The organism is Streptomyces griseus (assembly GCF_001715295.1).
Classification (GTDB): domain Bacteria; phylum Actinomycetota; class Actinomycetes; order Streptomycetales; family Streptomycetaceae; genus Streptomyces; species Streptomyces griseus_G.
Genome location: NZ_MDKB01000003.1, coordinates 286,592 through 308,657, shown reverse-complemented (window position 1 = coordinate 308,657; position 22,066 = coordinate 286,592). Strand labels below are relative to the sequence as shown.

Annotated in this window: 21 protein-coding genes; 13 read left to right on the top strand and 8 right to left on the bottom strand. The window is 74.8% G+C overall.

What is annotated here, in order from left to right; translation table 11 throughout:
- The first annotated feature begins 275 nt into the window (after window positions 1–275).
- A complete protein-coding gene (locus BA175_RS17630) occupies window positions 276–3,023 on the top strand; it encodes a LuxR C-terminal-related transcriptional regulator (protein ID WP_438947338.1) in 2,748 nt (915 codons plus the stop codon).
- A gap of 189 nt (window positions 3,024–3,212) precedes the next feature.
- Here BA175_RS17630 and BA175_RS17625 read toward each other — a convergent pair whose 3' ends face one another.
- Entirely contained in the window at window positions 3,213–3,845 is a 633-nt protein-coding gene (locus tag BA175_RS17625) for a TIGR03085 family metal-binding protein (protein WP_069172387.1), read from the bottom strand.
- Window positions 3,846–3,929: 84 nt separating this feature from the next.
- On the opposite strand from BA175_RS17625, the gene hisI reads away from it, so the two are divergent.
- From hisI to lgt, 11 genes are all read left to right on the top strand, one after another.
- Window positions 3,930–4,310, top strand: coding sequence for a phosphoribosyl-AMP cyclohydrolase (hisI, locus tag BA175_RS17620; protein ID WP_069172386.1), 381 nt, complete (start codon window positions 3,930–3,932; stop codon window positions 4,308–4,310).
- A gap of 11 nt (window positions 4,311–4,321) precedes the next feature.
- Window positions 4,322–5,851, top strand: a complete 1,530-nt coding sequence (locus tag BA175_RS17615) for an anthranilate synthase component I (RefSeq protein ID WP_069172385.1) — start codon at window positions 4,322–4,324, stop codon at window positions 5,849–5,851.
- A gap of 6 nt (window positions 5,852–5,857) precedes the next feature.
- On the top strand, window positions 5,858–6,517 hold the full coding sequence (locus BA175_RS17610) for a TIGR02234 family membrane protein (protein ID WP_069172384.1): 660 nt from the start codon (window positions 5,858–5,860) through the stop codon (window positions 6,515–6,517).
- Window positions 6,518–6,657: 140 nt separating this feature from the next.
- Complete coding sequence (locus BA175_RS17605) at window positions 6,658–6,909, top strand: HGxxPAAW family protein (RefSeq protein WP_069172383.1); 252 nt, start codon at window positions 6,658–6,660, stop codon at window positions 6,907–6,909.
- A 79-nt stretch (window positions 6,910–6,988) separates the two neighbouring features.
- Entirely contained in the window at window positions 6,989–7,507 is a 519-nt protein-coding gene (locus tag BA175_RS17600) for a DUF2752 domain-containing protein (RefSeq protein WP_079159658.1), read from the top strand.
- A 115-nt stretch (window positions 7,508–7,622) separates the two neighbouring features.
- Window positions 7,623–8,432 carry an indole-3-glycerol phosphate synthase TrpC gene (gene trpC, locus BA175_RS17595; protein WP_069172381.1) on the top strand — a complete coding sequence of 270 codons (810 nt, stop codon included), beginning with the start codon at window positions 7,623–7,625 and terminating at the stop codon, window positions 8,430–8,432.
- 9 nt (window positions 8,433–8,441) lie between these two features.
- Window positions 8,442–8,657, top strand: coding sequence for a tryptophan biosynthesis modulator TrpM (gene trpM, locus BA175_RS31835; protein WP_069172380.1), 216 nt, complete (start codon window positions 8,442–8,444; stop codon window positions 8,655–8,657).
- 149 nt (window positions 8,658–8,806) lie between these two features.
- The gene (trpB, locus tag BA175_RS17585) at window positions 8,807–10,075 is read left to right on the top strand and encodes a tryptophan synthase subunit beta (RefSeq protein ID WP_069172379.1); all 1,269 of its coding nucleotides are present in this window, start codon (window positions 8,807–8,809) and stop codon (window positions 10,073–10,075) included.
- The gene (gene trpA / locus BA175_RS17580; protein WP_069172378.1) at window positions 10,072–10,899 is read left to right on the top strand and encodes a tryptophan synthase subunit alpha; all 828 of its coding nucleotides are present in this window, start codon (window positions 10,072–10,074) and stop codon (window positions 10,897–10,899) included. Before trpB ends, trpA begins: the two co-directional genes overlap by 4 nt.
- A gap of 75 nt (window positions 10,900–10,974) precedes the next feature.
- Window positions 10,975–11,799 carry a DsbA family protein gene (locus tag BA175_RS17575; RefSeq protein WP_069172377.1) on the top strand — a complete coding sequence of 275 codons (825 nt, stop codon included), beginning with the start codon at window positions 10,975–10,977 and terminating at the stop codon, window positions 11,797–11,799.
- A gap of 94 nt (window positions 11,800–11,893) precedes the next feature.
- Entirely contained in the window at window positions 11,894–12,841 is a 948-nt protein-coding gene (gene lgt, locus BA175_RS17570) for a prolipoprotein diacylglyceryl transferase (RefSeq protein ID WP_069172376.1), read from the top strand.
- A 129-nt stretch (window positions 12,842–12,970) separates the two neighbouring features.
- Here the strand turns inward: lgt and BA175_RS17565 are convergent, their stop codons facing one another.
- From BA175_RS17565 to BA175_RS17535, 7 genes are read right to left on the bottom strand one after another with little or no spacing between them, the layout of a single operon-like run.
- The gene (locus BA175_RS17565; protein WP_069172375.1) at window positions 12,971–13,798 is read right to left on the bottom strand and encodes an HpcH/HpaI aldolase/citrate lyase family protein; all 828 of its coding nucleotides are present in this window, start codon (window positions 13,796–13,798) and stop codon (window positions 12,971–12,973) included.
- Between the two features lie 2 nt (window positions 13,799–13,800).
- Complete coding sequence (locus BA175_RS17560; protein WP_069172374.1) at window positions 13,801–15,003, bottom strand: CaiB/BaiF CoA transferase family protein; 1,203 nt, start codon at window positions 15,001–15,003, stop codon at window positions 13,801–13,803.
- Window positions 15,000–15,884: a ribokinase gene (gene rbsK / locus BA175_RS17555; RefSeq protein WP_069172373.1), complete on the bottom strand. Its 885-nt coding sequence runs from the start codon at window positions 15,882–15,884 to the stop codon at window positions 15,000–15,002. Before rbsK ends, BA175_RS17560 begins: the two co-directional genes overlap by 4 nt.
- Entirely contained in the window at window positions 15,881–17,248 is a 1,368-nt protein-coding gene (locus tag BA175_RS17550; RefSeq protein WP_069172372.1) for an ADP-ribosylglycohydrolase family protein, read from the bottom strand. The genes rbsK and BA175_RS17550 overlap by 4 nt, the downstream gene beginning before the upstream one ends.
- Window positions 17,245–18,438 (bottom strand): ADP-ribosylglycohydrolase family protein, encoded by a 1,194-nt coding sequence (locus BA175_RS17545; RefSeq protein WP_069172371.1) that lies wholly within the window; start codon window positions 18,436–18,438, stop codon window positions 17,245–17,247. Before BA175_RS17545 ends, BA175_RS17550 begins: the two co-directional genes overlap by 4 nt.
- Window positions 18,374–19,738 carry an ADP-ribosylglycohydrolase family protein gene (locus BA175_RS17540; protein ID WP_069172370.1) on the bottom strand — a complete coding sequence of 455 codons (1,365 nt, stop codon included), beginning with the start codon at window positions 19,736–19,738 and terminating at the stop codon, window positions 18,374–18,376. Before BA175_RS17540 ends, BA175_RS17545 begins: the two co-directional genes overlap by 65 nt.
- Window positions 19,735–20,802: an ADP-ribosylglycohydrolase family protein gene (locus tag BA175_RS17535; RefSeq protein WP_069173087.1), complete on the bottom strand. Its 1,068-nt coding sequence runs from the start codon at window positions 20,800–20,802 to the stop codon at window positions 19,735–19,737. Before BA175_RS17535 ends, BA175_RS17540 begins: the two co-directional genes overlap by 4 nt.
- Before the next feature lie 244 nt (window positions 20,803–21,046).
- Between BA175_RS17535 and BA175_RS17530 the strand changes: the two genes are divergently transcribed.
- Complete coding sequence (locus BA175_RS17530; RefSeq protein WP_069172369.1) at window positions 21,047–21,781, top strand: VIT1/CCC1 transporter family protein; 735 nt, start codon at window positions 21,047–21,049, stop codon at window positions 21,779–21,781.
- Window positions 21,782–22,066 lie beyond the last annotated feature (285 nt).

The following is a 22,066-nucleotide window of genomic DNA, read 5'->3' as shown; positions in this document are numbered from 1 at the left end:
CCCGGCCACCGCGGGACGAAGCCGCCCGGTGGCGGCGGCGCCTTCGGCCGCACCGGCGCGGGCCGTACACCGGTGGAGCGGGACAAGGGCCATGACGTCTCGTCAGTGACGCGGTCCCCGCGCCGAGGTCACAGGCGCCGCCCGGCCGGCCGGGACTGTGCCCGTGCGCAGCGCGGCCCGCGCCGCACGGGGAGCCGGCACCGTACCGGTGCCTCCCGCCGAGCAGTGCGGAAGTCAGCCTTCCGGCGCTGTTCCCGGATAAGTAACGTGAGAGCGTGACCCCATCGACGACCGTGCACAGTCCGCTCCGGCTGTACGGCCGCAGCGTTGAACTCGCCGTCATAAAAACCCTGTTGCGCCGACTGTGGCAGGGAGACGGCGGAGCGCTCGTACTGACCTCCCCGCCCGGCCTCGGGCGCACCGCCCTGCTGCGCGAGGCGGTCACCGGCCACCGCGACGGACGCGACGGACCCGTCCTGTACGCCACCGCGGCGCCCGCCGAACAACGGCTGCCCTACAGCGGACTGCACGCCCTGTTCTGTTCCGCACCCGGCCCGCTGCCCGTCGCACCCGACCGGATCCTGCGCTCCGGCATCACCCCCGGCGGCCTCATCGGCCTGCTGAAGGATATGGGCGCCCGGCGGCCCCTGCTGGTCTGCGTGGACGACGCCCACGACTGGGACCCCGACTCCCGGGCCGCGCTCGGCTTCGCCGCCCGCAGACTCGGCGCCGGCAGCCGGGTCGCCGTGGTGATCGGCGCCGCCGACGCGACGAGCTTCGCCGGAGTGCCCGTGCTGCGCCTCGGGCCCCTGGACGGCGAGGCGTCGGCCGCGCTCCTGGACCGGCTCACCGCCGCCGGCGAGGTCGACCCCGTCGTACGCGGCGAACTCCTGCGCGAGGCTGCCGGGAACCCGCGGCTGCTGGCCGGGCTCGTCGGCCGCCTCGCCCCCGACCAGCTCGCCGGCCGCACCGCGCTGCCGTATCCGCTGCCCGGTGCCGAGGGCGTCCTCGACGCCCACGCCGCCCCCCTCGACGGCCTCCCTCCGGAGACCCGGACTCTGCTCCTGCTGGCCGCGGCCGCCGAGGAACACGAACCGGAGGGGGCCGGCGCGGACACGGCCCTGCTCCTGCGGGCCGGGCCCCGCGCCGGGCTGACCACCGCCCAGCTCGACCGGATCCTGCTCGCCCCCGCCGGGACCGCGGGCGCCCTCCGACACGCGGGCGGCCGGGTGCACTTCAGTCACCCGCTGCTGCGCCGTGCGGTCCTGCACCGGGCGCCGCCCGGACGGCGCAGGGCCGTGCACGACCTGCTCGCCGCAGTGCTCACCGGCCCCGGCGCACCCCCGCTGCCCGCCCTCGTCCAGCGGGCCTGCGCCGCACCGGGGCCGGACGCCACCCTCGCCGGGCAGCTGGAGGCGGCGGCCGTCGCCCCCCGCCCGCACGCCGAGCGGTCCGCTGCGCTGGCCCACGCCGCCGCACTCTCCACCGACGACATACGGCGCGCCGCGCGCTTCGCCGCGGCGGCCGACCACGCCCGGCTCGCCGGTGACACCGGCCGGGCCCGTGCCCTGCTGGCCCGAACCGGCGTCCACCCCGCCGGGGGCGGCGCACCGTACGTACGCGGCATGCTCGCCCTCGGCGACGGGCCCGCCGCGGACGCCCGCGAGTCCCTGCTGGCCGCGGCCGTGCTGCTGGCCCCGCACGATCCGCGGCGCACCCTGGAGGCCCTGTTCGGCGCGGCGGAGGCCGCCTGGGACCTGGGTGACGCCATCGCCTACCTGGACGCCATGACACGTATCCCGGTCACCGCGGCCGACCGGGCCACGGCCCAGTACCGGGCCGGCATGTGCGCCGTGCTCGGCGGCCGTACCGACCGCGGGCACGCCCTCCTGCGGTGCTGCCTGGACCGGGCCGACCGGGCCGAGGACCCGGGCGAACTGCTCCGCGCGGCGGCCGCGGCCCTGGTGCTCGGTGAGGTCGACGCGGCCTGCCGGGCCGGTGCCCGGGCCCTGGCGGCCGTCCGCACCCGGGGGCCGGACGCCCTGCTGCCGCGTGCCCTCGAACGGCTGGCCTACGCCGAACTGCGCGTCGGCCGCCACGCGCGGGCGCGGGCCCACGCCCTGGAGGGACTGCACGCCGCGCGGCGTACCGGGCAGCCCAACGCGGCCACTCATCTGCATGCCGTGCTCGCCCTCGCCGCCTCCGTGGAAGGGCCCGCCGACGTCTGCGCCGCCCATGCCGACGCGGCCCTCGCGGGCGCCGGACCGCACGGCCTGACCCAGGCGGCGACGCTCGCCACCTGGGCCGTCGCCCGCGCGGATCTGGCCGCAGGCCGGCCCGGTGAGGCGGCCGCCCGGCTCGGGCCGCTCGTGCGGCCCGGGCCGAGGACGGGGCACTTCGCCACTCGGCTGCTGGCCGTGCCCTGCTACGTCGAGGCGGTGGTGCTCTCCGGTCGTGCCGCCGCGGATTCGGTCGGACTCGACCGTGCCGTGGCGGAGTTCGCGCTGTGGACCGCTCGGACCACCGACCCGCAGGTACCCGCCCAGCTGGCCCGCTGCCATGCCCTGCTGGCACCGCCCGAGGAGGCCGCGGCGCGGTACGAGGAGGCCCTGAGCCACCACGACCGCGCCGGAGGCGACTTCGAGCGCGCCCGCACCCAGCTGCTCCACGGCCAGTCCCTGCGCAGGCGGCGCCGCCCCCGGGAGGCCCGCGGCCCGCTGCGCGACGCGCTCGTCGCGTTCGAACGCTGCTCGGCCCGCGTCTGGGCCGACCGGGCCGGTGGTGAACTGCGGGCGGCGGGGGAGGCGGTGGACGTGCCGGACCAGGGCGGCCGTGACCCGATGGCCGGGCTGACCCCGCAGCAGCAGCGGATCGCGCGCTGCGTGGCCGAGGGTGCGACCAACCGGGAGGTGGCGGTGCGGCTCTCGGTGAGCCCGCGGACCGTCGACCACCACCTGCGCAACGTCTTCGCCGCGCTGGGGGTCCGGTCCCGTACCGAACTCGCCAGACTGCTGGACCGGTAGGTCCCTCACCCTGTCGGGGGGACGTCCGGGGCCCCGCCGCCCCGGGTCCGCGCCCAGCCGTCCGGACCCGCGCCCCGCCGTCCGGGTCGTCGTCCGTGCCCGGGCCTCCCGTCCGTGCCCGGGCCTCCCGTCCGGGCCCGGGCCCCCGGCCGCCGCGGTGCCCGGCTCCAGGTCCGGGGCGGCGGGCGGTCACAGACCGAGTTCGGCCGTCCGCAGCCGGGCCAGCGCGTCCTTGTCACCGTCCAGTTCGACCCGGGCGGCATCCTGGCGCCCGGCCGCGAACAGCAGGAGCTCACCCGGCTCCCCGGTGACGGTCACCACCGGGGTGCCCTTGTGGGCCACCACCGTCTGGCCGTCGGGGCGGCGCAGCACCAGACCCACCGGTGCCCGGCGTCCCATGATCCGGGCCGTCTTCTCGGTGCGCGACCACAGCGTGTCGGCGAAGACCGGGTCCAGGTCGCGCCGCGCCCAGTCGGGCTGGGCGCGGCGCACGTCCTCCGCGTGGAGGTAGAACTCGACGGTGTTCGCCGCCTCGTCCAGCTGCTTCAGGCCGAAGGGCGACATCCGGGGCGGGCCCGTACGGATGAGCTGGAGCAGTTCCTCGTACGGCTTCGCGGCGAACTCGGCCTGCACCCGCTCCAGCCGGTTCTTCAGCGCACCCAGCACGAGGCCGCCCGCCGCGTCCGCCCGGCGCTCGCGCACGACGACGTGGGCGGCCAGGTCACGGGTCTTCCAGCCATTGCACAGGGTCGGGGCCTCGGGGCCCGCCGCTTCCAACAGATCGGCGAGCAGAAGACGTTCACGCTTGGCATGGGTCGACATGCCCGCCAGCGTACGGCCGCCGCCCGCGGTCCGCCCAGTGGACGCGCGCCCGGAGGGCCCTGTCCCGCGCGGCACAATGGGCGCATGACCAGCACGCCCGGCCCCACGCCCGCCAGTAATCTCGACCCGGCCATCGCGGCCCGCCTCAAGCGCGGCCCCGACGGCCTGGTGCCCGCAATCGCACAGCAGTACGACACGGGTGAGGTGCTGATGCTCGGCTGGATGGACGACGAAGCCCTGCACCGCACGCTCACCACGGGCCGCTGCACCTACTGGTCCCGCAGCCGCCGGGAGTACTGGGTCAAGGGGGACACCTCCGGCCACATCCAGCAGGTCAGGTCGGTCGCCCTGGACTGCGACGCCGACACCGTCCTGGTGAGGGTCGACCAGACGGGCGCCGCCTGCCACACCGGCGACCGCACCTGCTTCGACGCGGACGTCCTCCCGCTCGCCCCGTCCCAGTAAGGTCATCCGCCATGGATCTCGAGACGTTCCGCACGCTCGCCGTCGACCGGCGTGTCATCCCCGTCAGCCGCCGCCTGCTCGCCGACGGTGACACCCCGGTCGGGCTCTACCGCAAACTCGCGGCCGAGCGCACCGGCACCTTCCTCCTCGAATCCGCGGAGAACGGCCGCACCTGGTCCCGGTACTCCTTCATCGGGGTGCGCAGCGCCGCCACGCTCACCGCCCTCGACGGCCGGGCCCACTGGATCGGCACCCCGCCCGTCGGCGTCCCCCGCGAGGGCGACCCGCTGCAGGCCCTGCGCGCCACCGTCGAGACCCTGCACACCCCGCGCGACCTGGTCGCCGACGAGGGACTGCCGCCCTTCACCGGAGGCATGGTCGGCTATCTCGGATACGACGTCGTACGCCGGCTGGAGAAGATCACCGAGCACGGCGTCGACGATCTGGGGCTGCCTGAACTGACGATGCTGCTCACCTCGGACCTCGCCGTGCTCGACCACGGCAACGGCACCGTCCTGCTGATCGCCAACGCGATCAACCACAACGACCTGGACACCGGCGTCGACGAGGCGTACACCGACGCGGTCGCCCGCCTCGACGCCATGGAGAGGGACCTCTCCCGGTCCGTGGAGAACACCCCCGCCGTCCTGCCGCCCTCCGAACTCCCGCCCTGCACCGCCCTGTGGGGCGGCGCGGCCTACCAGGACGCCGTCGAGGAGATCAAGGAGCGGATCAGGGCGGGCGAGGCCTTCCAGGTCGTGCCCTCCCAGCGCTTCGAGACCCCGTGCACGGCGAGCGCGCTGGACGTCTACCGGGTCCTGCGCGCCACCAACCCCTCGCCGTACATGTACCTCTTCCGCTTCGACGGCTTCGACGTCGTCGGATCCAGCCCGGAGGCGCTCGTCAAGGTCGAGGACGGCCGGGCCATGGTCCACCCGATCGCCGGGACCAGGCACCGCGGCGCCACCCCGCAGGAGGACCAGGCGCTCGGCGACGAACTCCTCGCCGACCCCAAGGAGCGCGCCGAGCACCTGATGCTCGTCGACCTCGGCCGCAACGACCTCGGACGGGTCTGCGAACCCGGCAGCGTCGAGGTCGTCGACTTCATGTCGGTCGAGCGGTACTCCCACGTCATGCACATCGTCTCCACCGTCACCGGACGCGTGGCCGCGGGCCGCAGCGCCTTCGACGTGCTCACCGCCTGTTTCCCGGCCGGCACCCTCTCCGGGGCCCCCAAACCACGCGCGCTGCAGATCATCGAGGAGCTCGAACCCACCCGCCGCGGCCTGTACGGCGGCTGTGTGGGCTACCTCGACTTCGCCGGGGACTCCGACACGGCCATCGCCATCCGGACGGCCCTGCTGCGCGACGGCACCGCGTACGTGCAGGCGGGAGCGGGCGTCGTCGCCGACTCCGACCCGGTCGGCGAGGACACCGAGTGCCGCAACAAGGCCGCCGCGGTCCTGCGCGCCGTGCACACGGCGAACCGGCTCCGGGTCCACCGGGACCGCCCCCGACTGCCGGAAGGTCCGAAGGCGTAGGGGATAGTGGAGGACGTGAGTGCTGTCCCCGTACCCCAGCCCCGTGCCCGAGCCGCTGCCGCGTCCGACAGCGCCGGGAGCCGCCGCAGCCTGGCCGCCGGCCTGACCCTCGGGGCGGCCGGCGCCACCGTCGTCCTCCTCGCCTCCGGCCGGATCTGGGCCGAGGGAGAGGCGTCCGTCGGCGGCGGGACCCTGCCCCTGAGCGCCGACGGCCAGGACGTCACCGGCCTCCCGGCGGCCCTCGCCGTCGTCGGCCTGGCCGCCCTGGTCGCGGTGTTCGCCGTCCGCGGCGGTGGCCGGGTGATCGTCGCCGGGCTCCTGGCCCTCAGCGGCCTCGGCGCCGCGGTGAGCGCCTGGGCCGGCGCCTCCGACAGCGCCGCCCTGGACGAGAAGGCCGCGCAGACCACCGGCGACACCGCCGCCACCGTCGAAGCACTCAGTCACACCGCCTGGCCCTACGTGACGGCCGTCGGCGGAGTGCTGCTCCTGCTCGCCGGACTCCTCGCCCTGCGTCACGGCAGCCGGTGGCCCACCATGTCGGGCCGCTACGAACGCGACGGCACCCCGCGCGCCCGCAGGGCCGCGCCCGCCGCCCCGGACCCCGACCGGCCCGAGGACCTCTGGAAGGCCCTGGACCGCGGCGAGGACCCGACGCGCGAGGCATGACCCCCCAGGCTCACGTCCTACCGGCACGTACGGGACAATGGCACTGAGCTTTCCGAACAGCGTCACCTCTTTCCGCACAGCGTCACCTTCAGCTCGCTGAAGAGCATCACCCACAGCGCAACACCAACGAGGAGCAACTCATGGCGGGCAGCAGCCACGGACACACCCCGGCCGCCTGGACCGGTGTCATCATCTCCTTCATCGGCTTCTGCATCGCGGGCCTCTTCATGGTCGCGGCGAACCCGCTCGGCTTCTGGGCCGGTATCGCCGTCGTCCTCCTCGGCGGGGTCGTCGGTCTCGCCATGAAGATGGCCGGCCTCGGCATGCCGAAGGAGTCCAGCGAACTGGCCGAGGCCAGGGCTCGCGCCGGGCAGGCCCAGACCAGCTTCTGACCACCGGCCCGTACGCGACACGTGAGGCGCAGCCCGGACGGGGCTGCGCCTTCGCACGTCAGCGGGGGACAATCACCGGGTGGACGCCTCAGCATCTCCCCCCGCCCCTGAGCCCGTACCGCCCACGCCCCGGCCCCCCGGTCCGCCGCCGGGTGCGCCCGCCGGCCACGGGCCCGTGTTTCCCGCGGCCCCGGCACCCGCCTCCCGGTTCCGGCGGCTCGCCACCCCCACCGGCGTCATGGCCGCCGTCCTCGGAGCCTTCGGCTACGTGGCCACGGTCGACCCCCACGAGCCCGGTCACTACCCGGTCTGCCCCCTGCTGCGCCTCACGGGCCTGCTCTGCCCCGGGTGCGGAGGGCTGCGCAGCGCCTACGACGTCGCCCACGGCGACCTGGCCGGGGCCCTCGGCTCCAACGCCCTGGCCGTGGCCGGCTACGCCGTGTTCGCCGTCGTCTGGGTGCTCTGGATGATCCGGGCAGCCCGGGGAGCGCCCCTGCGTATCGGCCTCGCGCCCGCCTACTGGTGGGCCGCGGGGGCGGTCCTGGTCGTCTTCTCCGTCGTCCGGAACCTGCCGGCCGGCGCTGCGCTGGCACCGTGAACGCCCAGGTGGTGGGACGTGCGGTCGCCGGATGCGGGCCCGCGGGCCTCCTGCGGATACCATCGGGGTAGCTGATCCTGTTCCCTCATCACCCTTCCGGAAGGGGGCCGCTCGCGTGAGTGTGCTCGACGAGATCATCGACGGCGTTCGCGCCGACCTCGCTGAGCGGCAGGCGCGCGTCAGCCTCGACGAGCTCAAGGAGCGCGCGACCCGTGCTCCCGGGGCCAAGGACGGAGTCGCCGCCCTGCGCGGCGAGGGCGTGACCGTCATCTGCGAGGTCAAGCGCTCCAGCCCCTCCAAGGGGGCCCTCGCCGCCATCGCCGACCCGGCCGCGCTCGCCGCGGACTACGAGGCCGGTGGCGCGTCCGTCATCTCGGTCCTCACCGAGGAGCGCCGGTTCGGCGGCTCGCTCGCGGACCTGGAGGCCGTCCGCGCCAAGGTGGACGTCCCGATCCTCCGCAAGGACTTCATCGTCACCTCGTACCAGCTGTGGGAGGCACGGGCCTACGGCGCCGACCTCGCCCTCCTGATCGTCGCCGCCCTCGACCAGGAGGCACTGGTCTCGCTCATCGAGCGCGCCGAGTCGATCGGCCTCACGCCGCTCGTCGAGGCGCACGACGAGGAGGAGGCGGAGCGTGCCGTGGACGCCGGGGCGAAGATCATCGGGGTGAACGCCCGCAACCTGAAGGACCTCAAGGTCGACCGTTCCACGTTCGAACGTGTCGCGCCCGAGATCCCCGACCACATCGTCAAGGTGGCCGAGTCGGGTGTGCGCGGCCCGCACGACCTCATCGCCTACGCCAACGCCGGCGCGGACGCCGTGCTCGTCGGCGAGTCCCTGGTCACCGGCCGTGACCCCCGGGCCGCCGTCGCCGACCTCGTCGCCGCCGGCGCCCACCCCGCGCTCCGGCACGGACGGGGCTGAGCCCTTCCCATGACCGCCGACCACCCCGCGTCGCGCATCCGGCCGGGCCTGCGCCCCGCCGGGGCCACGGCCCGGGACCCGCACGCGCCCCTGGCACGCGGCTGCCGCCCACGCGGCTGCCGCGCGCCCGCGCGCCGCGTGCACGGCCGGCGCGTGCGGTACGTCATCGGCGACGAACCCGGTCAGGTCAACGGCATGCGATGGCGCACGGGGTCCGCGCCGTAGCGAGCCCCGGCCGTCGCACGTCCCCCGGACACACCCGTCCGGAGCGACCGGCACGGCCCACCGCACCGACCGTCCCGCGGCCGGCGCGGCGCTCCGCCCACGGCGCATACGGTGAACCCACCCGTCGCAAGGCCGAGGAGCATGTCGCCATGTCGTCCGATTTCTTCATCCCGGACCCCGAGGGTCTGATCCCCAGCGCCGAGGGGTACTTCGGCTCGTTCGGTGGCACCTTCATCCCGGAGGCGCTCGTCGCCGCCGTGGACGAGGTGGCCGTCGCCTACGCCAAGGCCAAGGCCGACCCGGCCTTCGCCGCCGAGCTCAACGCACTCATGGTCGACTACACCGGCCGTCCCAGCGCGCTGACCGAGGTCCCGCGCTTCGCCGAGCACGCCGGTGGCGCCCGGGTCTTCCTCAAGCGTGAGGACCTCAACCACACCGGCTCGCACAAGATCAACAACGTGCTGGGGCAGGCACTCCTGACCAAGCGCATGGGCAAGACCCGGGTCATCGCGGAGACCGGCGCCGGACAGCACGGGGTCGCCACGGCGACCGCCTGCGCCCTCTTCGGGCTCGAGTGCACCATCTACATGGGCGAGATCGACACCGAACGCCAGGCGCTCAACGTGGCGCGCATGCGGATCCTGGGCGCCGAGGTCATCGCCGTGAAGTCCGGCTCCCGGACGCTGAAGGACGCCATCAACGAGGCCTTCCGCGACTGGGTCGCCAACGTGGACCGCACGCACTACCTCTTCGGTACGGTCGCGGGCCCGCACCCCTTCCCCGCGATGGTCCGCGACTTCCACCGCGTGATCGGCGTCGAGGCCCGCCGCCAGCTCCTGGAGCGCACCGGCCGGCTCCCCGACGCCGCGGTCGCCTGCGTCGGCGGCGGCTCCAACGCCATCGGCCTCTTCCACGCCTTCATCCCGGACGCGGGCGTCCGGCTCGTCGGCTGCGAGCCCGCCGGGCACGGCGTGGAGACCGGCGAGCACGCCGCGACCCTCACCGCGGGCGAACCCGGCATCCTGCACGGCTCCCGCTCCTACGTCCTCCAGGACGACGAGGGCCAGATCACCGAGCCGTACTCGATCTCGGCCGGCCTGGACTACCCGGGGATCGGCCCGGAGCACGCCTACCTCAAGGACACCGGCCGCGGCGAGTACCGCGCGGTCACCGACGACGCCGCCATGCGGGCGCTGCGGCTGCTCTCGCGCACCGAGGGGATCATCCCGGCCATCGAGAGCGCGCACGCGCTGGCCGGCGCGCTGGAGGTCGGGCAGGAGCTCGGCGAGGAGGGGCTGATCCTGGTCAACCTGTCCGGCCGTGGCGACAAGGACATGGACACGGCGGCCCGGTACTTCGGGCTGTACGACATCGACGGCGAGGTCGCCGCCGACGCGGAGGGGGAGCCCCAGTCATGACCACCGGTACGCACACCGGCACCATCGGCCTGCTGGGCGAGACGTTCGCACGCGCCCGTTCCGAGGACCGGGCCGCGCTCATCGTCTACCTGCCCGGCGGTTTCCCCACCGTCGACGCCGGCATCGAGGCGATCAAGGCCGCCGTGGCGGGCGGCGCCGACATCATCGAGGTGGGGCTGCCGCACAGCGACCCGGTGCTCGACGGCCCGGTCATCCAGACCGCCGACGACATCGCGCTGCGCGGCGGCGTCAGGATCGCCGACATCATGCGCACGGTCCGTGAGGCGTACGAGGCGACGGGCGCCCCCATCCTCGTCATGACGTACTGGAACCCCGTCGACCGGTACGGCGTGGAGCGCTTCACCGCCGAGCTCGCCGCGGCCGGAGGCGCCGGGTGCATCCTGCCCGACCTGCCGGTCCAGGAGTCCGCGCTGTGGCGCGAACACGCGGAGAAGCACGGTCTGGCCACCGTCTTCGTCGTCGCGCCGAGCAGCAAGGACGAGCGCCTCGCCACCATCACGGCGGCGGGCTCCGGCTTCGTCTACGCCTCCTCCCTGATGGGGGTCACCGGAACCCGCGAGTCGGTCGGGGAGCAGGCCCAGGACCTGGTGGGGCGCACCCGTGCCACCACTGACCTCCCGGTCTGCGTCGGCATCGGCGTGTCCACGGCCGAGCACGCCCGGCAGGTCGCGGGCTTCGCCGACGGCGTGATCGTCGGTTCCGCCTTCGTCAAGCGGATGCTCGACGCCCCGGACGAGAGGGCCGGTCTCACCGCCGTCCGTGAGCTGGCGGGCGAACTGGCCGAAGGCGTTCGAAAGCGCTGACACCGCTCGTCACCCGTACGGGTGGACCTGGTACCGGGGAGGCGCTCACGTGCCTCCCCGGTTCGTTTGCGCGGTGTGAGCGAGAAGAACGAAGACCGAAAGAGGGCCGCGCGTGACCGGCTCGTCCAGCAGCGTGAGCAGGACCGCGCCCGGGAGCGCCGTCGCCGCACGCTGATCGTCTCCGCCGCGGTGGTGGGGGTCCTGGCGCTGGCCGCCGTGATCGGCCTGATCGCCGCGAACGCGGGGAAGAACGGCAAGGGCAGTGAGGCCGGGCCTGCCGTCACCCCGTCCGGGGCGACCGGCAAGGACGGACTCGCCATCCAGGTCGGGGCGGACGACGCGCCGTCCACGCTCACCGTCTGGGAGGACTTCCGCTGCCCGGTCTGCGCCCAGTTCGAGAACGCGTTCCGCAAGACGATCACCGACATGGCGGACAGCGGGCGGATCAAGGTGGAGTACCACCTGGCCACGATCATCGACGGCAATCTCGGCGGTGACGGGTCCCTGCGGGCGGGCAACGCGGCGGCCTGCGCCCAGGACGTGGGCAAGTTCGCCCCCTACCACGACGTCCTCTACCGCAACCAGCCCGCCGAGACCGACGACGCCTTCGGTCAGGACAGCAGGCTGATCGAGCTGGCCGGGAAGGTGGACGGCCTCGACACACCGGCCTTCCGCAGCTGTGTGCGGGACGGGACGCACGACAGCTGGGTGCAGAAGTCGAACAAGGCCTTCGCCGCGGGCGGGTTCCAGGGCACTCCGACGGTCCTGCTCAACGGGGAGTCGATCTTCCCGAAGAAGGGGAACGAGGAGATCTCCGTCGCCAACCTCGAGAAGTGGGTGACCGAGGCCGGGAAGGGCAAGAAGCGGGGCACGGTCGGGGCGACCCCCACGGCGTCGTAGCCGCCCCGGGGACGCGGGCCGGGGCGCTCGTTACCCAGAAGTTGCCCCACGGCTTGCCGTACGCCGTACCCGGCAGGGTAGCGTCGTCCTCGTCATGAACCTTGCCTTCATTCCCAGCCCGTCGACCGGGGTGATCGAGCTCGGCCCGATCCCGCTCCGCGGCTACGCGTTCTGCATCATCATCGGTGTCTTCGTCGCCGTCTGGTTCGGCAACAAGCGCTGGATCGCCAGGGGCGGCCGTGCCGGTACCGTCGCCGACATCGCCGTCTGGGCCGTCCCCTTCGGCCTCGTCGGCGGCAGGCTCTACCACGTCATCACCGACTACCAGCTGTACTTCAGCGAGGGTGAGGACTGGGTCGACGCCTTCAAGATCTGGGAGGGCGGACTGGGCATCTGGGGCGCCATCGCGCTCGGCGCGGTCGGTGCCTGGATCGGCTGCCGCCGCCGCGGGATCCCGCTGCCCGCCTGGGCCGACGCGCTGGCACCCGGGATCGCCTTCGCCCAGGCGATCGGCCGCTGGGGCAACTGGTTCAACCAGGAGCTGTACGGCAGGCCGACGGACCTGCCGTGGGCGCTGAAGATCAGTGAGGGCACGAACCGGGTGGCGGGCACCTACCACCCGACGTTCCTGTACGAGTCCCTGTGGTGCGTCGGTGTCGCCCTCCTCGTCATCTGGGCCGACCGCCGCTTCACGCTCGGGCACGGCCGTGCGTTCGCCCTGTACGTCGCGGCCTACTGCACGGGGCGCGCGTGGATCGAGTACATGCGCGTCGACGAGGCCCACCACGTGCTCGGCCTCCGGCTCAACGTGTGGACCGCCCTCATCGTCTTCGCCCTCGCGGTCACGTACATCGTGATCTCGTCCAAGGTGCGCCCGGGCCGCGAGGAGATCGTCGAACCCTCCGCGGTGGAGGCGGCCGGGGACGCGGAGGCCGGCGAGCCGGACACCGAGGAGCCCGCCGGGGCCGAGGAGGACGCCGCCGAGGCGGCGGCGAAGGACCCCGAGGCCGACGGGGCCCCGCAGAAGGCCGACAAGAGCTGACGCGCGACGCATCCGACGAGGGGCCGCCCGACCACCGAGTCCGGCGGCCCCTTCCGTCGCTCCCGCTCCGGCCGCCTTCTCCGGCCCGCGCGGCCGCTCCGCCCCCCGGCCGGCCCCTCCGCGGCCCGGTCAGCTCCGCCGGGCCAGCGTCAGTGTGCGCTGCGCCGTCGCCACCACGGCCGCGTCCACGAACCGTCCGTCCGGCAGCGCCTGCGCCCCCGCCCGCTCCCGTGCGGCCTCCAGGATCTGTTCCGCCGCCTCGATCTCCCCCGTCGTGGGCCTGAACGCCTGCTCGATGACCGGCAGCTGCCGGGGATGGATCGCGGCCCGCCCGAGCAGCCCCGAGCGCCGCCCGTGCGCGCAGGACGACCGCAGCCCCGCCAGGTCCCGGACGTCGGGGAAGACCGACATGACGGGCGGGTCGAGGCCGGCCGCCCGGGCGGCGACCACCACCCGGCCGCGCGGCCAGTCGAGCCCGGCGTCCTCCCGTACGCCCAGGTCGGCCCGCAGATCCGACTCGCCCAGCGCGATGCCCCGTACGTCGTGGTGCGCCCCGGCGATCGAGTAGGCGTGCTCGACGGCCAGCGCCGACTCCAGCAGCGGATACAGCGGCACGCCCGGTGCCAGCGCCGCCACGTGGTGCACGGACGCCGCATGGGTGATCTTGGGTAGCCGCAGCCCGGCGAGCCCGGGCAGACCCGCCAGGGCCGTCACGTCGTCCTCGCCGTGCACCCGGACATGGACCGGCACCGCCGCCGGATCCGCCGTTGCCGGGTCCGCGAGGAGCTCCGCGGTCGCCGCCCGCGCGTACTCCTTACGGTCGGGCGCCACCGCGTCCTCCAGGTCGACGATCACCACGTCCGCGCCCGCCCCGAGCGCCTTGCGGACCACGTCCGGCCGGTCTCCCGGGACGTACAGCCAGGTCAGCGCCACCGTCCGCGGCCTCGCCGCGCTCACGCTCACAGGGCGCCCTCGGCCCGGAGCGCCGCGATCCGGGCCGCGGTGAGGCCCAGTTCCGTCAGGATCTCCTCCGTGTCGGCGCCGTGCGGCCGGCCCGCCCAGCGGATCGCCCCCGGCGTCCGGGAGAGCCGGAACAGCACGTTCTGCATCCTCAGCGGCCCCAGCTCGGGGTCGTCGACCTCGGTGATCGTGCCCAGCGCCCGGTACTGGGGGTCCTCCATCACGTCCCGTACGTCCTGGACCGGGGCGACGGCCGCCTCCGCCTTCTCGAACGCGGACACCACCTCCTCCCGGGTGCGCCGGGCGATCCAGTGGCCCACCGCCTCGTCGAGCTCGTCGGCGTGCTCGGCCCGGGTGGCCCCGGCGGCGAACCACGGCTCCCGGGTCAGCTCGGGGCGGCCCACCAGCCGCATGACGCGCTCGGCGACCGACTGGGCGGAGGTGGAGACGGCCACCCAGTGGCCGTCCGAGGTGCGGTAGGTGTTGCGTGGGGCGTTGTTCCGGGAGCGGTTGCCGGTACGGGGCTGGACGTAACCGAGCTGGTCGTACCAGAGCGTCTGCGGCCCCAGCACCATCAGGATCGGCTCGATGATCGCCATGTCGACCACCTGGCCCAGCCCCGTGGCGTCACGTCCCGCGAGGGCCGTCATCACGGCGTACGCCGTGGCGAGCGCGGCGATCGAGTCGGCGAGCCCGAACGGCGGGAGGGTCGGTGGTCCGTCCGGCTCGCCGGTGACGGCCGCGAACCCGCTCATCGCCTCGGCGAGCGTGCCGAAGCCCGGCCGCTGCGCGTACGGGCCGCGCTGGCCGAAGCCGGTGACCCTGGCCAGGACCAGGCGGGGGTTGACGGCGTGCAGTTCCTCCCAGCCGACGCCCCAGCGCTCCAGCGTCCCCGGCCGGAAGTTCTCGACGATCACGTCGGTCTCCTCGGCCAGGCGCAGCAGCAGGTCCCGGCCGCCCGGGCCGGACAGGTCGAGGGTCAGCGCGCGCTTGTTCCGGCCGAGGAGTTTCCACCACAGGCCGATGCCGTCCTTCGCCGGACCGTGCCCGCGTGCGGGATCGGGCCTGCGGGGATGCTCGACCTTGATCACCTCGGCCCCGAAGTCACCCAGCATCGTGGCCGCGAGAGGCCCGGCGAAGAGTGTGGCGAGGTCCAGCACCCGCAGGCCGGCCAGGGGCTGCGGTGTCGTCGGAGAAGTCATGCGGCATCGATCTCGCTGCGGTACGGCATCGACGTGGAGGCGCCCGGTCTCTGCACGCAGAGGGCCGCGGCCGACGACGCCCATGCCAGCGCCTCGGGCATGGGGCGCCCCTCCCCGAGAGCCACGGCCAGCGTGCCGACGAAGGTGTCGCCGGCGCCGGTCGTGTCCACGGCGGTGACCCCGGGGGCGGGGAAGAGGACCGCCTCGGCGTCCCTGGCCGCGTAGAGGCAGCCCTTCGGGCCGAGCGTGATCACGACCTCCGGGACCTGCCGGAGCAGCATCTCCGCCGCCGCGTGCGGTTCCCCGCACCCGGAGAGCGCCGCGGCCTCGAACTCGTTCGGGACCAGCAGGTCGACGCAGTCCAGCAGCTGTGACGGCAGGGGCTGTACGGGGGAGGGGGTGAGGATCGTCCGCACGCCCCGGGACCGGGCGCTCCGGGCCCCTTCGGTGACGGCGGTGAGGGGAAGCTCCAGCTGGAGCAGGAGCAGGTCCGCCGCGGCGATCGCGGCGGTCTCACCGGGGCCGAGGGAGGTCACGGTGCCGTTGGCGCCGGGGATCACCACGATCGAGTTGGCGCCCTCGTCGTCGACGACGACGTGCGCGGTCCCGCTGGGGCCCGCGGCGGTGTGCAGGAGGTCCGTGTCCACGCCGGCGTGGACCAGGTTCGTCCTGAGCCGTGAACCGTACTCGTCGGTGCCGACGGCGCCGATCATCAGCACGTCGCCGCCCGCGCGGGCCGCGGCGACGGCCTGGTTGGCGCCCTTGCCGCCGGGAACGGTACGCAGCTCCCGCCCGGTGACGGTCTCCCCGCGTGCGGGGGCCCGGGGGACGTAGGCGACGAGGTCCATGTTGGTGCTGCCGAGCACCGCGATCGCGGTCATGGGCGGTGTACCTCCTGATAGGTCAGTTCGGCGAGGGTGTCGAAGCCGAGGGAGCCGAAGCCGCCCACGGACGTGGCGAGCCGGTTCTTGAGGGGCGCGGTCCAGTGGGCGGGCAGCGCGGAGGGCCGTCCGGCGAGCAGCCCCGCGAGCGATCCGGCCGTCGCCCCGTTGGAGTCGGTGTCCCAGCCGCCGGACACCGCGTGGCAGACGGAGCGGCCGAAGTCACCGTCCGCGTGGGTGAGGGCGGCGGCCAGCAACGCCGCGTTGGGCAGGACGTGCACCCAGTGGTGGGTGGGCGCGTACACCGCGTGGAGCCGGTCCACGACCACGTCGAAGTCCCGTTCGGCGCGAGCAGTCCCGATGCCGAGGCGCACCGCTCGCGCGTACCGGGAGCGCGGCGGCACCACCCGCAGGCCGGCGGCCAGGCAGCCGTGGACGTCCGTCTCGCCACCGGCCGCCTCGGCGAGCGCGGCGGCCGTGAACATCGCGCCGTAGACCCCGTTGGCCGTGTGGGTGAGCACCGCGTCGCGGTGGGCCTGCGCCGCGGCCGCCGCCGGGTCCGCCGGGTGGGTCCAGCCGTGCACGTCGGCCCGGATCTGGGCGCCGATCCATTCGCGGAACGGGTTGCGGTGGCGGGCGGTCTCAGGCGGTTCGATGCCGTCCAGCAGATTGCGGTAGGCGATGCGCTCGGCGGTGAAGACGCGGCCGGCCGGGAGCTCGTCGAGCCAGAGCCGGGCGAGGTCGGCCGTGCTGAACCCGTGCCCGTACCGCTGGAGCAGGAGCACGGTGAGCAACGGGAAGTTCAGGTCGTCGTCCTCCGGCATGCCGTCGATGTTCTCGGCGAGGGAGGTGGGGGCCGAGCGCCGGTTCCACGGGTGCGCGGCGGCCAGTTCGGCGGGCAGTCCCCGGGCGGTGAACCAGGTGGTGAGCGGCCAGTTGCCGGTGGCGCGGGCCAGCGCGCGGATGCCGTCGAGCGGCAGCTTCTCGACGGGCTTCCCGAGCAGGCAGCCGACGGCACGGCCGAGCCAGGCGGCGTGCAGCCGTTCGGGGTCGAGGGACACGGCTCGGGTGCGGGGCGCCGGCCAGCGCGGGCAGGCGGCCCGGACGGCGGCCAGACCGGTCGGCTCGTCGTCCGCCGCCGGGCCGGCCAGCTCCGCGAGTTCGTCGAGCAGCCGCTCGGCGAGGGCGCGCAGCCGGGCCGGCGCGGGAGGAGACGAGGCGCCCGCGCGATCCGGGGCCGGGCCGCCGCCGGCCGCGTACCAGCGGCGCGCGATGTCCCCGGCGTCGCGGCCGTCCTGCGCGGCCTGCCGCAGTTCGTGCCCCACCAGGTCTTCGGGCTGCACCCACGTCAGCCGGACGGTCACCGCTCGCCCGTCAGTGACGTGAACGCCGCCTCGTGCGCGCGGCGCCGGGCCGTGTCGCGTCCGAAGATCTCGCGGGCCACCTCCGCCAGGGTCCGTGCGGGGGCGTGCAGGTCCAGGCGGCTGGCCTCGGCCACCGTCTTCGCCCAGACCGCGGGGACCGCCCGCTCGCCGTGCAGGGCGCCCGCGAGGGCGCCGCTCATCGTGGCGATCGAGTCGCAGTCGCGCCCGTAGTTGACCGAGCCGAGGACCGTGTGCCGGTAGTCGCCCCCGCCGACGAGCAGCATGCCCAGCGCGACCGGCAGTTCCTCGATCGCGTGCAGCCGGGAGGGGCGGCGGGCGCCGAGGCAGGGCTCGCGGTAGTGCGGGCCGACGGTGTCGAACGGGGCGACGGCGGCGCGGAGCGGGGCCAGCGCGGACTCGAAGTCGGTGTGGCGCTGCGCCGTTTCGCACACCGCTTCGATCGCCGACCGGGTGCCGTCCTTGGCGAGCGTCAGGCAGGTCTCGACGACGGAGGTGGGCGTGGCGCCGGGCGTGCAGGCGGCGGCGACGGCGGCGGCGAGCACCCCGGCCGCCTCGCGCCCGTACGAGGACTGGTGGGCGCCGGCCACGTCCAGCGCCTCCGCGTACGCCGCCTCGGGGTGGGCGGCGTTCACCAGGCCCACCGGGGACATGTACATCGCGGCCCCGCAGTTGACGATGTTCCCGGAGCCCGCCTCGCGGGGGTCGGCGTGGCCGTAGTGCAGCCGTGTGACGATCCACTTCTCGGCGAGGAAGATCCGCTGCAGGGGGAGCGCCTCCGCCTCCAGCTCGGGGATCCACCGGGGCCGTGACATCAGGTCCGGAACGAGGTGGTCGGCCACGTCGTACGCGTCGAGGTGGTCGCGGACCGTGCCGTAGACCCGGACCAGCGCGTGCGTCATCAGGGTGTCGTCGGTGACGTGCCCGTCGCCCTTGTGGTACGGGGCGATGGGGCGCGCGGTACGCCAGTCGTCCCCGTGCCAGGGGCCGACGACGCCGGTCACGCGGCCACCGTGGCGCTCGGCGATCTGCTCCGGGGTCCAGCCCTCGACGGGTCCGCCGAGCGCGTCGCCCACGGCCGCGCCGACGAGCGCTCCGGTGATCCGGTCATCGAGCGTGAGCGCCGTGGTGATCGTGCCTGCTGCGAACGGTGCGGGCGTTTTGGGTGTCATGCCGGAATTGTCCACCCGGGGAGGCTGGTTCCGTGGCTGCCAGCAGTCCGGCGAGTTCCACGAGGTCGGTCCCGGCGAGCCGGGGCAGCGCGCATCCCGCCAGCGTGCGGCAGGCCTCCCGCCAGCCCGCGGGGACGGCGCCGATCCCGCCCAGAGCGCCGGTCAGCGCCCCGGCCAGGGCGGGAGCGGAGTCGGCGACCCGGGACAGGCAGGCCGCCGCGGGGACTGCCTGCGCGATGTCGCCCCGGGCCGCGGCGGTCAGGGCGAGGGCGACGGGCACGGTCTCGGCCGCGGCGATGCCGTAGCTGTAGACGTGGTCGACGATCTGGTGCTCCAGGACGGGGACGAGGGCGAAGGCGCCGGCCGCCTCACCCGCGAACTCCCGGGCCAGCCGCACCGCGTGGACGGCGTTGCGGGCGATCTCGGTGCCCTCGGGCAGCAAGTCGAGCGCCGCGTTCACCACGGTGTCGACGTCCGCCCCGGCCAGGGACTCGGCGATCGCGGCGGCGACCGCCCGGGCGCCGTGCACCCCGTCACCGTCCTGGGTGTACCGGGCGTCGAACTCGGCGAGCCCCGCTGCGGCCGAGGGGTCACCCGGGTGCACCACCGCGAGGACGGCGGCCCGGACGCAGGCCGCGTCGTCGAAGTAGTGCGGATTGTCGTGTCCGGTGGCCGGAGGGCGCAGCCCGGCCGCCAGATTGCCGAGCCCCGCCCGTACGGAGATCCGGGCCCGCAGGGGCAGGACCGCGGACTCGACCTCGGGGGCCCGGGCGCCGGCGGCGGCCACCTCGGCGGCCAGGGCGTTCCACGAGCGGTCGATCGCGTCCCGCATCCGGTGGCCGGGGGAGAGGCCGGGTGCGTGGTCGGCGGCGGCGGCCAGCACCGTACGGGCGGCGAACGCGGCCCACTCGGCGTCGTCGGAGGGCCCGAGCCGCAGCGGTTCGGGCGGCTGGTTGAGCGCGATGGGCACCGGCAGGGTCGTCGTCGCGTTCTGCTCCGCGAAGGTGTCCAGCTCCCGGGTGAGCCGCCGGGTCCATTCGGGCATCCGCGCCGCCCGGTGCCGGGCGGCGGGCCAGCCGGCCGCATCCCCGGCCGCCAGCCCGAGCAGCAGCCCCTCGACGCGTGCCTGCCGGCCGGGGGCCGGGCGCCGCCGCTCCCCGGCCCGCGCCCCGGCCGTACGGTCCGGCCCGGGACCGAGGGCCCGCTCCGCGGCGACGCGAAGGCCGACGAGGCCGGCGGACGGCGAGCCGGTGGAGGCCTCCCGGACGGGGCCGTCCGCGGGCCGGTGCGCGGCGGTCATCGTCCGGCCTCCCCGCCGACGGGGACCGGCCCGCCGGCCGCGTCGCCGCCGTCGTCGTCCGGGGTGAGCAGCTCCGCGATGTCCAGCACGTGGTAGCCCCGCATGGACGGCAGACAGCTGCCCCGCACCGGGCCCACGGCCGACGCCCAGTCCCGGGGAATCGCCGAGGCCCCGTGCAGCGCCCCGGCCAGCGCTCCGGCGACCGCCGCCGTCGTGTCGGCGTCCCGCCCCATGTTCACGGCCGTCAGGACCGCCGTACGGAAGTCGCCGCGCGCCGCCGTGAGCGCCCCGAACGCCAGTCCCACCGCCTCCGGGGCCAGGTCCGTCCACGGGTAACCGCCGATCACCACGGCGGAGCGCACCGCGCGCTCCGCGGTCAGCCGGTCCGGGTACGCACGCTGCGCGGCCGTCACCGCGCGCCGCAGCGAACGGGCCGTCCACGAGTCCATCGGCACGACCGACAGCGCGGCGGCGATCACCGACGCCAGCCCGGACCCCACCATGGCGGCCGCCACCCCCGCCGCGACCGCCTGACCCCCGTAGATCCCCTCGCCCTCGTGACTGACCCGCCCGTCCACCGCCACCAGCCGGGCCGCCTCCGCCGGCCGCCCCGCCGCGAAGACGCCGAACGGCGCCGCCCGCATCGCGAGCCCGTCGCTCCACGCGTGCCGGTGCTGCGCCGAGATCGGTGCCGCCAGCCCCCTGCGCAGGTTCTCCAGCGTGCCGCGCTCGCTGAAACCGGCCCCCCGGAACGGGCCCTCGTCCAGGTCGGCGATCCAGTGGTGCCAGGCCCGTTCCACGTGGGACACGGTCAGCGCCGAACCGTGCCGGGCCAGGAGCAGCCCCGAGAAGATCGCGTACTCCGTGTCGTCCGTCCCCGCCGGGTCGTCGCTCACGAAGCCCTCGATGCGCCCCCAGCGGCGCCGGATCTCGGACGGCCGCAGGTTCTCCGCCGGGGCACCGAGCGCGTCCCCCACCGCGAGCCCCAGCAGTGCGCCCCGCGCCCGGTCGGCCGTGCCCCCAGGCGCGCTGCCCGAGGGCGGCCCCACCGCACTGCCCGTCATCAGCTCCATCGCGTCGACCCTTCGTTCGCCCCCGGCGGTCCACCGCCTGTGCGATCCGTTCCACGCGAGGCTCCGCGCGAGCCCGATCCGGCGGGAAAGCGGCCACACGGCTGACGCCCGCAGGACGGTCGCCGAGGCAGGTAAGTACGGCCTTCCTTGCTGGCGGGAGGCCCTTTTCGTGCGTACTTTCGAGGATCGAGCGGGGGCGGAACGCGAAGAGCCCGTTCCGGAGAAGGAGAGAGCTGTGGCCATCATCGAGACCGACGCCGTACTGCACGAGGCGCACCGCGACAATCACACCCACCGCGACGTGAACGGCGGCTGGCTGCGCCCGGCGGTCTTCGGTGCCATGGACGGCCTGGTCTCCAACCTCGCCCTCATGACCGGCGTCGCCGGCGGAGCGGTCTCCCACCGGACGATCGTCATCACGGGCCTGGCCGGGCTGGCCGCGGGCGCCTTCTCCATGGCGGCAGGCGAGTACACCTCCGTCGCCTCCCAGCGCGAACTCGTCGAGGCCGAACTCGACGTCGAACGGCGCGAGCTGCGCAAGCACCCCAAGGACGAGATGCGGGAGCTCGCCGAGCTGTACGAGTCCCGGGGCGTCGAGCCCGCGCTCGCCCAGGAGGTCGCGCGCCAGCTGTCGAAGGACCCCGAACAGGCGCTGGAGATCCACGCCCGCGAGGAGCTCGGCATCGACCCGGGCGATCTGCCCTCCCCGCTCGTCGCGGCCGTCTCCTCCTTCGGCGCCTTCGCGCTGGGCGCCCTGCTGCCCGTCCTGCCGTACCTGCTCGGCGCCTCCGCGCTGTGGCCCGCCGTGCTGCTCGCACTGATCGGCCTCTTCGCCTGCGGCGCCCTGGTGGCCAGGGTGACGGCCCGCAGCTGGTGGTTCAGCGGACTGCGCCAGCTCGTGCTCGGCGGGGCGGCGGCAGCGCTCACCTACGGTCTGGGCACCCTCTTCGGGGTGGCGGTCGGAAGCTGAGAGCGCCCGGAGCGGCGGCCGGAAGCATGGAGCGTCCTGCGGTGTTGATCCCGGTGTGACGTACGTCGTGACGCGGATCCCTGGGCGGACCGGCCGGGCGGCCGTAAAATGAGACGCTATGCAGGACTGCACATAAGTAGTCGTTACCCGGCGGTTTCAATTCGGTGACCGCGGGGCAAGAGCCTCAGACACCGCAGGCAACGACGCCTGCTCTCTGCGGTCCCCTCCGGACGGTGATCCGATCAGGATCCTTCCGATCATGAACCACCGCCGCCACGACTCCGT

What these genes read in the sequence shown, in the direction of transcription:
- BA175_RS17625 (WP_069172387.1), bottom strand. Translation starts at nt 3,845, where the DNA reads ATGTCGACCCATGCCAAGCGTGAACGTCTTCTGCTCGCCGATCTGTTG.
- hisI (WP_069172386.1), top strand. Translation starts at nt 3,930, where the DNA reads ATGACCAGCACGCCCGGCCCCACGCCCGCCAGTAATCTCGACCCGGCC.
- BA175_RS17615 (WP_069172385.1), top strand. Translation starts at nt 4,322, where the DNA reads ATGGATCTCGAGACGTTCCGCACGCTCGCCGTCGACCGGCGTGTCATC.
- BA175_RS17605 (WP_069172383.1), top strand. Translation starts at nt 6,658, where the DNA reads ATGGCGGGCAGCAGCCACGGACACACCCCGGCCGCCTGGACCGGTGTC.
- trpM (WP_069172380.1), top strand. Translation starts at nt 8,442, where the DNA reads ATGACCGCCGACCACCCCGCGTCGCGCATCCGGCCGGGCCTGCGCCCC.
- trpB (WP_069172379.1), top strand. Translation starts at nt 8,807, where the DNA reads ATGTCGTCCGATTTCTTCATCCCGGACCCCGAGGGTCTGATCCCCAGC.
- trpA (WP_069172378.1), top strand. Translation starts at nt 10,072, where the DNA reads ATGACCACCGGTACGCACACCGGCACCATCGGCCTGCTGGGCGAGACG.
- lgt (WP_069172376.1), top strand. Translation starts at nt 11,894, where the DNA reads ATGAACCTTGCCTTCATTCCCAGCCCGTCGACCGGGGTGATCGAGCTC.
- BA175_RS17560 (WP_069172374.1), bottom strand. Translation starts at nt 15,003, where the DNA reads ATGACTTCTCCGACGACACCGCAGCCCCTGGCCGGCCTGCGGGTGCTG.
- rbsK (WP_069172373.1), bottom strand. Translation starts at nt 15,884, where the DNA reads ATGACCGCGATCGCGGTGCTCGGCAGCACCAACATGGACCTCGTCGCC.
- BA175_RS17545 (WP_069172371.1), bottom strand. Translation starts at nt 18,438, where the DNA reads ATGACACCCAAAACGCCCGCACCGTTCGCAGCAGGCACGATCACCACG.
- BA175_RS17540 (WP_069172370.1), bottom strand. Translation starts at nt 19,738, where the DNA reads ATGACCGCCGCGCACCGGCCCGCGGACGGCCCCGTCCGGGAGGCCTCC.
- BA175_RS17535 (WP_069173087.1), bottom strand. Translation starts at nt 20,802, where the DNA reads ATGACGGGCAGTGCGGTGGGGCCGCCCTCGGGCAGCGCGCCTGGGGGC.